The sequence below is a fragment of the Bacillus kwashiorkori genome, assembly GCF_001375515.1.
Classification (GTDB): Bacteria; Bacillota; Bacilli; order Bacillales; family Caldibacillaceae; genus Bacillus_BK; species Bacillus_BK kwashiorkori.
Map to the genome: position 1 here is coordinate 98371 of NZ_CTDX01000013.1, position 12195 is coordinate 110565.

Below are 12195 nucleotides of genomic sequence, written 5' to 3' on the forward strand. Positions count from 1 at the left end.
ATGTTTTAAGGATTTTCGTTAGCTTTTAATCATATAAAACACATGCCACCTTATGTCCTGGCTTCACCTCCTTAAGTTGTGGTTTTACTTCAGAACACTCAGGTCTAGCTACAGGACATCTCGTATGGAACGGACATCCTGTCGGTGGATTGGCCGGGCTCGGCAAGTCACCAGTTAATACTATTCGTTCTTTTTTACGTTTCGGATCTGGTTCAGGTATTGCAGAAATTAATGCTTGTGTATATGGATGAAGTGGTTCATCATATATTGAGCTTTTATCAGCAATTTCCACTATGTTACCTAAATACATAACTCCGATCCGATCACTCATATGTTTGACAACACTTAAGTTGTGAGCGATGAATAAGTATGTTAAATCAAATTCCTGCTGTAATTCTTTTAATAAATTCAATACTTGTGACTGTACGGAAACGTCTAGGGCAGAAACTGGTTCATCAGCAATGATTAATTTCGGTTTCAACGCTAATGATCTTGCGATACCTATCCGTTGTCTTTGACCACCAGAAAATTCGTGGGCGTATTTATAATAGGCATCTTCGGGAAGTCCAACACGCTGTAACAAGTCCATTACTTCTGCTTTTAATTCTTTTGGATTATGTTTGCCAAAGTTCTTCAGCGGTTCAGCAATTACATCTCCAACCATTTGCATTGGGTTTAAAGAGGCATATGGATCTTGGAAAACCATTTGAAAATCCTTACGTGCCTCACGCAACGCTTTTCCGCGTATATTGGTAATATCTTGTCCGTCAAAAATAATTTGTCCGCTCGTTGCATTTAACAAGCGTAAAATAGTTCGGCCTGTTGTAGACTTTCCGCAACCTGATTCCCCTACTAATCCGAGTGTTTCCCCTTTTTTTATTTCAAAGCTTACATCGTCCACCGCTTTTACATAACCGACTGTTCTGCGGAAAAAGCCGCCTTTAATCGGATAGTATGTTTTTAAATTCTTAACTTCTAAGAGATTGTCTTTCGCTTTCGGCTCTGTATTTTGCTTGAGGTCTTTTTCTAAGATGCTCATGATACTTTCATCCCTTCTTTCGGTTTGCTTTCCTCATACAATAAGCAAGCAACTTCATGCCCCTCTTCTACTTCTGCCAATTGTGGTGTTACCGTGAAACATTCTGGTTTCGCCATTGGACAACGATCTGCGAATCTGCAACCCACTTTCGGCATGTTTTTTAGCGAAGGAACAATTCCTTCGATGGAAGAAAGTACTTCCGCTTCCTCATCCATTTTTGGAATGGCGCCCATTAATAGTTTCGTATATGGGTGTTTCGGTTGATAGAATAGTTTTTCCACATCTGTTTTTTCAACAATTCTGCCAGCATACATAACGATAACCTCATCACACATTTCTGCAACGACCCCTAAATCATGGGTAATTAAAATGATAGACATATCGTTCGCCTTCTGAATGTTTTTTAAAAGTTCTAATATTTGTGCCTGCACTGTTACGTCTAATGCAGTTGTCGGTTCGTCGGCAATCAATAATTTCGGTTGGCAAGCAATCGCCATTGCAATCATTACCCTTTGTCTCATACCACCTGAGAGTTGATGCGGATATTCATCAACAATTTTTTCAGGTCGGGAAATTCCGACACTTTTTAATAGAGTAATAGCTTCTTGCCGTGCCTTTTCCTTTGTAATTTTCATATGATTAAATAATGTTTCTTGTAGCTGATAGCCAATGGTAAAGACGGGATTGAGCGATGTCATCGGTTCTTGGAAAATCATCGCCATATCTTTCCCACGTATTTTATTTACTTCTTTTTCTGACATTTGATCTATTCTCGTACCGTTAAATGTAATTTCTCCGCCACGAACTTTTCCGATCCCTCTAGGCAGTAAATGCATAATAGATAAAGACATTACACTTTTTCCGCACCCTGACTCGCCTACAATACCTAATACTTGTCCTTTTTTCATTTGGAAAGACACATTATCCACCGCATTGTAATATTCGCCATCTATTTTAAACGCAGTTTCTAAATTTTTGACTTCTAATACATTGTTTGGTGAGTTATTTATTTTAGTCATTTTACACACCTCTAACTTATGAAATATTCAGGCAATTATTATATTTAAATAATATAATATTATATTATCAAAATAATTTCAAGTACTTTTTTTAAAAAATTTAAATAGTAAATTATAGAAAGCGTTGCCAATGTTGGTATATCAATAATAATTATTATTTAATTTTTTTGCCATTAATCTTTGTAAATATTATACTAAAAAATTCCTTATATTAAAATACTTTTATTGTTATATTTATTTTATTTTTTGCTATTCTTGGTAAAATTACGTTTTCATTAATATTTTCTATTAATTCCCACAGGTAAGGAACGCTTCGGCAGCAAGGCAGCGCACAAAGGAAAAAGCGATTGTTTTTTTCGAGGAGTCGCCACCTTACAATCAACAACTGCCTAAAAACCAAATATAAATAATAACTTAACCAAAGAAAAAACCAAGAATAATCTTTTTCAGATTTTATTCTTGGTTTTTTCCAAAATTAATTATGTTATTCATATTTTTTAAATAAGAGTGTTGCATTATGGCCACCAAAGCCTAGTGAATTGCTTAGTGCGTAAGTAATGGACCTTTTCTTTGCTTCATTTGGTACATAATCTAAATCACAATCTGGGTCTGGGTCAACTAAGTTAACTGTTGGAGGCAAGATTCCTTCTTTAAGAGATAAAGCGGAAAAGATTGCCTCTACTGCACCTGCAGCCCCTAATAAGTGTCCAGTCATCGATTTAGTTGAGCTTACAGCTAGTTTATATGCATGTTCACCAAACACAGCTTTTATTGCTGCCGTTTCATATTTATCATTATAATCCGTACTAGTCCCGTGGGCATTAATATAGTCAACTTCTTCTGGGGTAATGTTTGCGTCATCCAAAGCCATTTTCATCGCTCTTGCCCCACCTTCGCCTTCTGGAGCTGGCGCAGTAATATGATAAGCATCACCAGTTGAACCATAGCCAACAACTTCAGCATAAATTTTTGCCCCACGTTTTAAGGCATGATTTAACTCTTCTAAAATGACTACACCCGCTCCTTCACCGATAACGAATCCGTCCCGATTTTTATCGAATGGGCGACTCGCTGTATTTGGATCTGGATTTGTCGACAATGCAGTATTGGCACAAAAGCCTGCCAATGACATTTTAGTTATCGGTGCTTCTGACCCACCGGTTACCATTGCATCGGCATCACCACGTTGAATCACTTTAAAGGCATCACCAATAGAGTTTGTCCCTGTCGCACAAGCAGTAACCGTACATGAATTCACTCCTCTAGCACCTAAAATAATGGAAACTTGTCCTGTCGCCATATCCGGAATCATCATTGGTACAAAAAATGGACTAACACGGCGGTATCCTCTTTTCAAAAATACATCGTACTGATTTTCAAATGTCTCCATTCCACCAATTCCTGATCCAATCCAAACACCTACACGGTGAGAATTTTCTTCATTAATTATTAAGTTCGCATCCTTTACTGCCATTATTGCAGCAGCAACTGCATAATGGGTAAAGCGATCCATTTTTCTAGCATCTTTTCGGTCAAGATAGGCTTCCACATTAAAATCTTTGACCTCAGCTGCCACTTTTGCTGGAAAATCATCGGGATTTAGTCTTGTAAGTGTTCCAATACCAGATTTTCCTTGAATGATGTTGTTCCACGATGTCTCAACATCATTTCCGACAGGAGTAACAGCACCTAAACCAGTAATGACTACCCTGCGCTTTTCCATTTTACCCCACTCCTTTGCAATAATTAAAAAATGGTTGTCATGTAAAAAATAAATTTCAAAAATTCACCATTGATTTTTCGAACGTTTCAAACTTGCTTTCCTTATTAAATTGTAACGGAAACTATTATTTTTTCAAATAATTAAGTCATTATAATAATATCGCCTAGCGACCCCATTTCATTAAAATAGCGCCCCATGTTAATCCGCCACCAAAACCGACCATCACGACAATATCATCGTCCTTAATTTTTCCAGCTTTTACATCATCGTATAATGAGATTGGAATCGACGCAGCAGATGTATTACCATATTTCGCAATTGTGTTAGACATTTTCTCCACAGGTAGCTCTAATCGTTGCCGTGCAGCTTCCATAATACGAATATTCGCTTGATGTGGAATTAAATAACTTACATCTTCTTTATTTATTCCAGCCTTTTCAATAACATGAACAGCAGACTCACCCATTTGTCGGACAGCAAATTTAAATACTTCCCTTCCGTTCATAAAAATATGTTGGTCTTGATATAAATGCTTACCACCAGAACCATCTGCCCCTAATTCAAAGGATAAGACTCCCCTTCCATTTGAAACTGGTGCCATAATAACAGCTCCCGCACCGTCGCCAAATAACACGGCAGTATTTCGATCTTTCCAATCCGTAATTTTTGATAGCTTCTCTGCACCAACAATTAACACATTTTTATATGTGCCACTTTCAATAAATTGTTTAGCCGTTACCATCGCATACATAAAACCTGCACATGCCGCACTTACATCAAGGGCCGCTGCATGCTTTGCCCCCAATTGGTCTTGTAGCATGCAGGAGATCGACGGAAAGGGCTGATCAGGGGTAACCGTCGCTGTTAAAATTAAATCGATATCTTCCGGCTTTACTTGCGCATTTTCCATTGCTTCTTTTGCGGCTAAATATGCCATATGTGATGTATCCATATCTTCGCTTGCTATTCGTCTTTCCTCAATACCTGTACGGGTACGAATCCATTCATCTGATGTTTCCATTATTTTTTCCAAATCAAAATTAGTAACGACTTTTTCCGGTACATATTTTCCGATTCCAATGATTCCAGCTTGCATAATTTCACTCCTAAATATTATCTTTACTATTAAAATAAACTCTCCAATTAATTCTATCCTCACAAAGGGCAGAAATTCCGACAGATTTTTTATAATCAAATACTATGACTTGGTACTAATTTTAACGCAAAAAAAAATATATTTCAATTAGATAATAGATATTTATTTTATCTGACAATTTGACCACTACGTATGTCTTGACTTAATTCTTCAATTATAGATAAGTAATCACCTGTATCTTTTACGTCTTTTAATTCTCCAATAAATGTAGCATTCATGGCAGGGAGGGAAACGGTCCTGCCAATTATAGTAAATAAGCAGTGATGAAGTCGATCCTTATCCATATTTTTCAACAAAAAAATCCCAGTGTTATTGTTATTCATAATCTGAATTATTTCCGATACGGCCTCAGTAATGTGAAGTGTATCTTGGTGAAAATCAGGTGTATTGAAGAGCTCACTATCTCTTAGTGAGTGGTTTTTTATTGCTTCAAAAAATAATGAGTTTTCTGGTTGGTATTTTCCATATAATGTTGGTACAAAAATCATTTGTAGTCTACATGTCAATTTCTGCAATTTCTCTTGTTCAGCGATCACTTGGGCATACTTTGAGAATGGGGCAATAATCGTTAATGGTTGCTTACTTTTGCTTTGACAAAAATTTATTGTATTGCTGTAATCAAAACAATTGAATTGCCCTTTGCGAAACAATAAATCATACACCGGTAAAATAATATGGAGATTTTCTTTCTCTAACAATTCTTTAGCAAATTTAGTATGTTGCTGGAAATTACTATTTCTACCAATCATTAATTCTTTTTCTATTTCAAATGGTTCTATTGTATTTTGGTAATGGACAGAATGACCTGTCTCTAACAATTGCCTCGTAATTTCATATGAAAGGAATTGAAAAGGATTGAGGATAAAAAATTCTTTCATATTCATATCATCCTTATTTTTTGTTTATCCCCTTACACTGCCAGGTGATGCTGGAAAATTATAAAGGGACTTCATACTTTTGAAAAAAATATATGGCTTGAGTCGCAATGTCCATTTGTTTTTCTGGTAAGATAACGTGTAATGGAATGTCTTTACCAATCATTTTGTAATAGTGAATTCGGCTACGGTCATTTAAACCATACTTTAATATATGAATAATTTTGTAAGGTAGTGCCAATGGCTGAAAATTAATAAAATGATTTTTGGTAAATTTTTCACATTCTTCTTCATTCTGATTATAGGCACTACCGACCTCTTTTAAAAATTTCCTGTAGGAAAATGGTTGATCTGCTAATTCTTCAAACAGTATAGATAATGTAAAGATTGGATTTAAAAATAAAACAGATCGGACAACTTCTCGTTTTTCGTTAATAAATTTGTTAGCAATTATTGCTCCTTCGTCTTCTGCAAAAAGATGAATTTTGTTATTTAAAATTTCTACTCGTTTCACATATTCATACAAGTCCATTGTTAGTTCCACTGCAAATTCATTTCCGTAATGTTTTCCACCAAGATTCGAATAAAATACGGTATAACCAGCTTGCAAAAATTTTTGGAGAATTTGATAGCGTGTTTTATTTTTTGTCCAAGATGTTTGCTTCTCATCAACATAATCATAATCATTTCCTATAACTAAAATTCCAAATCCATTTGGCTTCTTAGGGTAGTGGATTATGCATAATTCGTTATTTAATTTAAATGTTCGGTAATCCATATAAATTCCCCTTTTTTATTACGAACGTTTTTTGCGAAACCGTGTTTCATTCTGCATGCAGTCTATGCTATTATAATGTATTCAAATGAAACACAAACTTCTAATACACTAGCCTATTTTTATGAAATAAATTTTATTTAGAACAGCTTTTTCTTGCTATTATTAATAATTATGATATTATTTTTTTATACGGAGATAAAACAAGAGGGTGAAATAATGAAGTATTTATGGACTTTATTTTGGGCATTCGCACTATCCCATATGATTACATATGTAGTAGGATCAATGAGTGGAGCTCCTTATGATTTTCAATTAGGAAATCTAATCGCCGTCGGCATGTTTATTGGCGTTTCTTTACTTCCTGTGGCAATGCCAAAAGAAGAAGAATCACTTTAAAGCTTTTATAAATGGGAAAAAGGTCAGTTCCCCTTAATGTTAGATAACTTTAGTGCACGGTAGCACTATCGTTTTTACATGGGAAACTGACCTTAAATTTTAGCTAAGTTTATATAAAGGATATGGATTACCCTGAAATACCTAGTGCAATTTTTGCGTAACGGCTCATCCGATCTTTGCTCCAAGGTGGGTTCCATACGATATTAACTTCTGTATCCTTCACTTCTGGAATATCAGATAATGCCATTCTTACTTGATCAGAAATTACACCTGCTAATGGGCAACCCATCGTTGTTAACGTCATCGTGACGATTGCTTTTCCTTCTTCTGTTAAATCAACATCATATACTAAACCTAAATTAACGATATCAATCCCTAATTCAGGGTCAATCACTTGCTCTAAAGCACCCATCAAATTATCTTTTAACGCTTGATCCATTTTTCAAACCTCCTTTTCGTATTACTATCATACCAAACTATATTAAAAAAATGAACTTAATACTATTTTTATCGTGTTAAATATGCTAATCACAATGTTGAATTTGTACTTGTTAATTGGAGAAATTTGTGGTACCTCTTTTATGGCATTTCCTTGATTGATTTTATTTCTATTAACAGATGCAGGGCCACCTTGCAAGTAATTACTTCAAATACTTTTGAAACCAATCAACCGTAGCTAATAGCGCTTCCCGTGTAACTTTATGGTCTGCATGAGCATCAACAATAAATTGAACAGTATAGTTATCTTTCGCCTGTTCATAAAAATCATATGCATAATGAAAAGGTACGACTGAATCTTTTTTTCCATGCCAAAATAGCAACGGACGGTTAGCTAGTTTCTCTTGTTGAATAGTTAAGTCGTATTTACGTAAGCTAGCTACTTGCTCTTTCAAATGCTCTTCTGTGTATGGTAAGGAAATTCCTTGTCTTTGCACTTGTTTTATTAACTCGTTTGCAAATTCCAGATAAGAAGGACTTCCCATTAAGCAAACTGCGGCATTAATCCAGTCAAATTGTGTTAATGCACCTAAGGTCGTAATCCCTCCCATAGACGTACCTGCAACACCTATTTTTCCGCTTATTAATAATTTTTTTTCCTCATAGTTAGTTTTTATTGTTTCTAAATCATGGATAAATTGAACAACAATATTCCAAAAATGAATAGCTAAATCTGTTTGGGAAAGCTCGGAATTTCTTTCACCATGATACATTGCTTCTGGTAAAATAACTCGAAAACCTTTTTCTGCCAATAAATATGCATAATGCAGATTGTGTTCTTTTGCACTAGTAAAACCATGCAAAAAAAAGACGGTAGGCAAAGCGGTTTGTAATTTGTCATTACACGCAATTTCTAATAACGGAATATCGTTAATTTTCTTCTTTTCAATAACAATCATACCAAGTCCCCCTATTTACTAAAAAAATATTTCCAGAACCCATAAAATCATGTACAATGAATTATTAATAATACAGACTTAGTACCAATATGTCTTTTAAAGCCTGAGTAAGCCATTCAGGGCATATTGATTGTAATATTTTTTTATTACTTTAAACTAGAAAATAATTAATTCTACATTAGTTTAACATGTTTGTCATTTATTTGCTTGGAAAAAAGTACTATTTGGGGGGATACAAATGAAAGATCGTTACTTAATTGCACTTGACCTTGATGGAACATTATTAAAAGATGATAAAACTATTTCAACAAAAACGAAAAAAGTGCTGAAACAAATACAGCAAGATGGTCATGTCGTAATGATTTCCACTGGAAGACCGTACCGTTCCAGTGCGATGTATTATAAAGAATTACAATTATCGAGCCCAATCGTTAATTTTAACGGTGCTTTTGTTCATCATCCACAACAACCGGATTGGGGAAGATTCCACGAACCACTCAATGTGTCTGTCGTAAAAGATATTGTCGACACTTGCTCACAGTTTGAAGTGAAAAATATCATTGCTGAAGTAATTGATGATATATATATTCAAAATCATGATGAACAATTAATCGATATTTTTAGTATCGGAAATCCAAATATTTCCACTGGGGATATCCGTCTTTCGTTAAAAGACAATCCAACTAGTATGTTAATCCATGCAGATAATGGTCGAATGAAAGCAATTCGTGACTACTTATCCGATGTGCACACAGACGTGGTGGAACATCGAAGCTGGGGAGTTCCTTGGAATGTCATTGAAATTGTCAAACATGGTATTAATAAAGCAGTCGGAGTCCAAAAGGTAGCCGATTACTACCAAATTCCACAAGATCGGATTATCGCTTTCGGTGATGAAGATAATGACTTAGAGATGTTGCAATATGCAAAATACGGTGTGGCAATGGGGAATGGTATTCATTTAGTTAAAGAAGTTGCGAAAGATACAACACTTACGAATGAAGAAGACGGTGTTGCCGTTTACTTAGAAAAATTTCTGCTATAACCTAAATCATTTTTCGTTAAAGCTTGTTAAAAATAACTATGGCAATTTCTATTAAATAATCCATATCTTTTATTAAAAAAGTTTGGATTATCAAGATTTTTTCTTTGAGAATCGAGCATTCTATAAAGGAACGATTCAGTCGTTCAATTTCTATTAGGGGGGAACAGCAATGGGTAGAAGTAGCAAATCTAAACGTTTTGTTAAACAAGGTGTGGATGCTGTTACGAAACATGCTGAAAAATTCCCTTACCGTTTTACGTATGCAGAAGCCGAAGCTAGAAAAATGAGTAATATTCACGACTCATCTTTAGGCGGGATTGAGTAATGGAAAATAAGCAGCGAGAAGTGGAAAAACAAGTTACAACCGAAGATATTGAGCAAGTAAAAAACGCCATATCTGCTGCCTTTCCAAATGCTACTCTTGCTGAACAAAATTTCGTACAACAATACGAAGAAGAACTAAATGATTTAGGAATAGACACAGACATTCAAAGTAACTGAAAAAAAATTTAGGGGAGACCGTTAACGAGCTCCCCTTTTTTTATTTAATCATCTCTTCTAAAACGGCCATAAATTCCTTCCGTGTGAATAATATTCGTGAACGCCTCTGGATCTATTTCATGAATAATTCGTTTTAATTCAAACAACTCATACCGGGTAATAACCGTAATTAACATTTCCCGATAATCATCTGTAAATGCTCCCCGTGCCGGAACAATCGTTATCCCTCTACCTAGTCGTTTAATAATTTCCGCCTTCATTAATTTCGTTCTTTTTGTAATAATCATTGCCGTCAACTTTTGTGAGCGAGTATGAATCATATCGATTATTCGGGAAGTGGTATAAAGCGTAACTAATGTATAAAGTGCTTTTTCCCATCCGAATAGGATACCAGCTAAAGCAACAATTACCCCATTTAACATTAATGTATATTTACCGAATGGCTCATCTTTTATTTTTGATAAAATGGCAGCAATAATATCCATTCCGCCTGTTGAGGCACCCCATTTTAATGTAAAACCAACCCCTGTGCCAGTAATTAGTCCACCAAAAACTGCATTTAATAAAATATCATCGGATAATGGATAAATTGGTACAAAATGTAAAAAAACAGACGTTAAAACTACACTCAAAAAACTGTATAACGTAAATGATTTTCCTATTTTTTTCCATGCTAAAATCGTTACAGGAATATTTAGTAATAATAAAAATGTTCCCATTGAAATACGTAATCCTAAGTACTCATATAATACTCTTGACAACAATTGAGAAATCCCAGAAAATCCTCCTGCGTATACGTTTGCTGGAATCATGAAAAAATTAACTCCTACTGAATAAATAAAAGCGCCAATAGTAACTACTAAAGCTTTTCTTAATTCTAATGAGAGCACTTGTAGTCCTCCATTTAATTGAATTCGTGCAGTGTAATTAGTATTTGTTATTTTTTGAAAAGAATTCTGTTCCAACTGAAAATTCACTCCATTTTTTACAACAATATGAACAATTAATGATTGTCTAAATAATAAAGAAAGGTTAAACTTAAGATAAATTATTTGAAAGTGGTGATTTAGTTGTCTAATGTTAAAATTTTAACTGACAGCGGCTGTGACCTCCCATTATCTTTCTACCAAGAAAATAATATAATATTAATTCCTTTAAGAGTGCATCTAGATGAAGAAGAATATGAAGATTTAGTTACAATTCATCCGAAAAAAGTGTATGATGCCATGCGAGAAGGAAAGTCACCGAAAACATCGCAAGCGTCTCCAAATCAAATGAAAGAAATATTTACACAACTTGCTGAAAAAAAACAACCGAGTGTTTATATAGCATTTTCATCTGAACTATCTGGTACATATCAAACAGCATGTATGATTAAAGAACAAGTATTAGAAGATTATCCAGAATTCGACTTAACGATTATTGATAGTAAATGTGCTTCTCTTGGACACGGCCTTGTAGTCATTTATGCTGCCCAACTTGCGAAGTCCGGTACTAAGAAAGAAGAAATTGTAGAAAAAGTTAACCTTCATTGTCAACATATGGAACATTTATTTACAGTAGAGGATTTGGAATATTTACGACGCGGTGGCCGGGTTTCACGAGCATCTGCCTTTGTCGGGGGATTATTAAATATTAAACCACTATTAAATGTAGAGGATGGAAAGTTAATTCCACTTGAAAAACATCGTGGTCGGAAAAAATTATTTAGCCGCATACTAGAAATTATGGAAGAACGTGGAGATGATCTGACTAATCAGCTTATCGGAATTAGTCATGGTGATGACGAAGAAACAGCATTAATGGTTAAGCAAATGATTTCGGAAAAATTTGGTTCTAAGAACTTTTATATTAATATGATTGGTTCCGCTATCGGCTCCCATTCAGGGCCTGGAACACTCGCTATATTCTTTTTAAATAAAAAGCTTAGCTAACACTAACTTGAATGATAAAACACGAATAAGACAGGTTTTTTCGCGAATAATAACCTTGATAAAATAAGGTAGTGATGCGGAGGGATTATATTATGTCACGTACAGCCGATGATAATAAAAAACCGGTTGATAACCAAGCACGTCGCGAAAAAAAGAATGAGCTCCGGGAGAAGAATCGCCAAGCCGGAAAACATCAATATTCGAAAAAAACCGATCACCTATAATATGTTAGGGCTGTCCGAACTTGCCTGGCTCTACTAGAGAAAATTTCTCTTCTACTAAATTGCCTGGCTCTCCTTATTCGGGCAGCCCTTTTTTGCAATAGGTTGTAC

General features: G+C 35.0%; 15 protein-coding genes. 6 read left to right on the forward strand and 9 right to left on the reverse strand.

Annotation, left to right across the window (positions count from 1 at the left end):
* Window positions 1-25: 25 nt before the first annotated feature.
* The 6 genes from BN1242_RS04710 to BN1242_RS04735 form a co-directional block, all read right to left on the reverse strand.
* The gene (locus tag BN1242_RS04710; protein ID WP_062352061.1) at window positions 26-1039 is read right to left on the reverse strand and encodes an ABC transporter ATP-binding protein; all 1014 of its coding nucleotides are present in this window, start codon (window positions 1037-1039) and stop codon (window positions 26-28) included.
* Complete coding sequence (locus BN1242_RS04715) at window positions 1036-2058, reverse strand: ABC transporter ATP-binding protein (RefSeq protein WP_062352064.1); 1023 nt, start codon at window positions 2056-2058, stop codon at window positions 1036-1038. The genes BN1242_RS04710 and BN1242_RS04715 overlap by 4 nt, the downstream gene beginning before the upstream one ends.
* A 484-nt stretch (window positions 2059-2542) precedes the next feature.
* Window positions 2543-3781: a beta-ketoacyl-ACP synthase II gene (gene fabF / locus BN1242_RS04720; protein ID WP_062352067.1), complete on the reverse strand. Its 1239-nt coding sequence runs from the start codon at window positions 3779-3781 to the stop codon at window positions 2543-2545.
* 163 nt (window positions 3782-3944) lie between these two features.
* Window positions 3945-4877, reverse strand: a complete 933-nt coding sequence (locus BN1242_RS04725; RefSeq protein WP_062352070.1) for a beta-ketoacyl-ACP synthase III — start codon at window positions 4875-4877, stop codon at window positions 3945-3947.
* Between the two features lie 167 nt (window positions 4878-5044).
* The gene (locus BN1242_RS04730; protein ID WP_062352073.1) at window positions 5045-5815 is read right to left on the reverse strand and encodes a hypothetical protein; all 771 of its coding nucleotides are present in this window, start codon (window positions 5813-5815) and stop codon (window positions 5045-5047) included.
* Window positions 5816-5873: 58 nt separating this feature from the next.
* Window positions 5874-6590: a hypothetical protein gene (locus tag BN1242_RS04735; RefSeq protein ID WP_062352076.1), complete on the reverse strand. Its 717-nt coding sequence runs from the start codon at window positions 6588-6590 to the stop codon at window positions 5874-5876.
* A gap of 216 nt (window positions 6591-6806) precedes the next feature.
* Here BN1242_RS04735 and BN1242_RS04740 point away from each other — a divergent pair, with 216 nt between their 5' ends.
* Entirely contained in the window at window positions 6807-6986 is a 180-nt protein-coding gene (locus BN1242_RS04740) for a YjzD family protein (protein WP_062352079.1), read from the forward strand.
* A gap of 127 nt (window positions 6987-7113) precedes the next feature.
* On the opposite strand, the gene BN1242_RS04745 is transcribed toward BN1242_RS04740, so the two are convergent.
* Together BN1242_RS04745 and yjfP are read right to left on the reverse strand one after the other, a co-directional pair.
* Window positions 7114-7425, reverse strand: coding sequence for a metal-sulfur cluster assembly factor (locus BN1242_RS04745; RefSeq protein WP_062352082.1), 312 nt, complete (start codon window positions 7423-7425; stop codon window positions 7114-7116).
* Between the two features lie 202 nt (window positions 7426-7627).
* Window positions 7628-8383 (reverse strand): esterase, encoded by a 756-nt coding sequence (gene yjfP, locus BN1242_RS04750; RefSeq protein WP_062352085.1) that lies wholly within the window; start codon window positions 8381-8383, stop codon window positions 7628-7630.
* A gap of 238 nt (window positions 8384-8621) precedes the next feature.
* On the opposite strand from yjfP, the gene BN1242_RS04755 reads away from it, so the two are divergent.
* The 3 genes from BN1242_RS04755 (at window position 8622) to BN1242_RS13520 (ending at window position 9929) form a co-directional block, all read left to right on the forward strand.
* The gene (locus tag BN1242_RS04755) at window positions 8622-9428 is read left to right on the forward strand and encodes a Cof-type HAD-IIB family hydrolase (RefSeq protein ID WP_062352088.1); all 807 of its coding nucleotides are present in this window, start codon (window positions 8622-8624) and stop codon (window positions 9426-9428) included.
* Between the two features lie 169 nt (window positions 9429-9597).
* Window positions 9598-9753: a hypothetical protein gene (locus BN1242_RS13700; RefSeq protein WP_203226040.1), complete on the forward strand. Its 156-nt coding sequence runs from the start codon at window positions 9598-9600 to the stop codon at window positions 9751-9753.
* Window positions 9753-9929, forward strand: a complete 177-nt coding sequence (locus BN1242_RS13520) for a DUF3813 family protein (protein ID WP_106384819.1) — start codon at window positions 9753-9755, stop codon at window positions 9927-9929. The genes BN1242_RS13700 and BN1242_RS13520 overlap by 1 nt, the downstream gene beginning before the upstream one ends.
* Window positions 9930-9973: 44 nt before the next feature.
* Here the strand turns inward: BN1242_RS13520 and BN1242_RS04760 are convergent, their stop codons facing one another.
* Window positions 9974-10819: a YitT family protein gene (locus BN1242_RS04760; RefSeq protein ID WP_062352538.1), complete on the reverse strand. Its 846-nt coding sequence runs from the start codon at window positions 10817-10819 to the stop codon at window positions 9974-9976.
* A 180-nt stretch (window positions 10820-10999) separates the two neighbouring features.
* Here BN1242_RS04760 and BN1242_RS04765 point away from each other — a divergent pair, with 180 nt between their 5' ends.
* Together BN1242_RS04765 and BN1242_RS13115 are read left to right on the forward strand one after the other, a co-directional pair.
* Window positions 11000-11863 (forward strand): DegV family protein, encoded by an 864-nt coding sequence (locus BN1242_RS04765; protein WP_062352091.1) that lies wholly within the window; start codon window positions 11000-11002, stop codon window positions 11861-11863.
* Window positions 11864-11955: 92 nt separating this feature from the next.
* The gene (locus tag BN1242_RS13115) at window positions 11956-12087 is read left to right on the forward strand and encodes a DUF3941 domain-containing protein (RefSeq protein WP_072136168.1); all 132 of its coding nucleotides are present in this window, start codon (window positions 11956-11958) and stop codon (window positions 12085-12087) included.
* The last annotated feature ends 108 nt before the right edge of the window (window positions 12088-12195 follow it).

Excerpts from the sequence above, each read along its gene's own strand:
- BN1242_RS04715 (WP_062352064.1), bottom strand. The coding sequence starts at position 2,058 with ATGACTAAAATAAATAACTCACCAAACAATGTATTAGAAGTCAAAAAT.
- BN1242_RS04725 (WP_062352070.1), bottom strand. The coding sequence starts at position 4,877 with ATGCAAGCTGGAATCATTGGAATCGGAAAATATGTACCGGAAAAAGTC.
- BN1242_RS04740 (WP_062352079.1), top strand. The coding sequence starts at position 6,807 with ATGAAGTATTTATGGACTTTATTTTGGGCATTCGCACTATCCCATATG.
- yjfP (WP_062352085.1), bottom strand. The coding sequence starts at position 8,383 with ATGATTGTTATTGAAAAGAAGAAAATTAACGATATTCCGTTATTAGAA.
- BN1242_RS04745 (WP_062352082.1), bottom strand. The coding sequence starts at position 7,425 with ATGGATCAAGCGTTAAAAGATAATTTGATGGGTGCTTTAGAGCAAGTG.
- fabF (WP_062352067.1), bottom strand. The coding sequence starts at position 3,781 with ATGGAAAAGCGCAGGGTAGTCATTACTGGTTTAGGTGCTGTTACTCCT.
- BN1242_RS13520 (WP_106384819.1), top strand. The coding sequence starts at position 9,753 with ATGGAAAATAAGCAGCGAGAAGTGGAAAAACAAGTTACAACCGAAGAT.
- BN1242_RS04755 (WP_062352088.1), top strand. The coding sequence starts at position 8,622 with ATGAAAGATCGTTACTTAATTGCACTTGACCTTGATGGAACATTATTA.
- BN1242_RS04710 (WP_062352061.1), bottom strand. The coding sequence starts at position 1,039 with ATGAGCATCTTAGAAAAAGACCTCAAGCAAAATACAGAGCCGAAAGCG.
- BN1242_RS04735 (WP_062352076.1), bottom strand. The coding sequence starts at position 6,590 with ATGGATTACCGAACATTTAAATTAAATAACGAATTATGCATAATCCAC.
- BN1242_RS13115 (WP_072136168.1), top strand. The coding sequence starts at position 11,956 with ATGTCACGTACAGCCGATGATAATAAAAAACCGGTTGATAACCAAGCA.
- BN1242_RS13700 (WP_203226040.1), top strand. The coding sequence starts at position 9,598 with ATGGGTAGAAGTAGCAAATCTAAACGTTTTGTTAAACAAGGTGTGGAT.
- BN1242_RS04730 (WP_062352073.1), bottom strand. The coding sequence starts at position 5,815 with ATGAAAGAATTTTTTATCCTCAATCCTTTTCAATTCCTTTCATATGAA.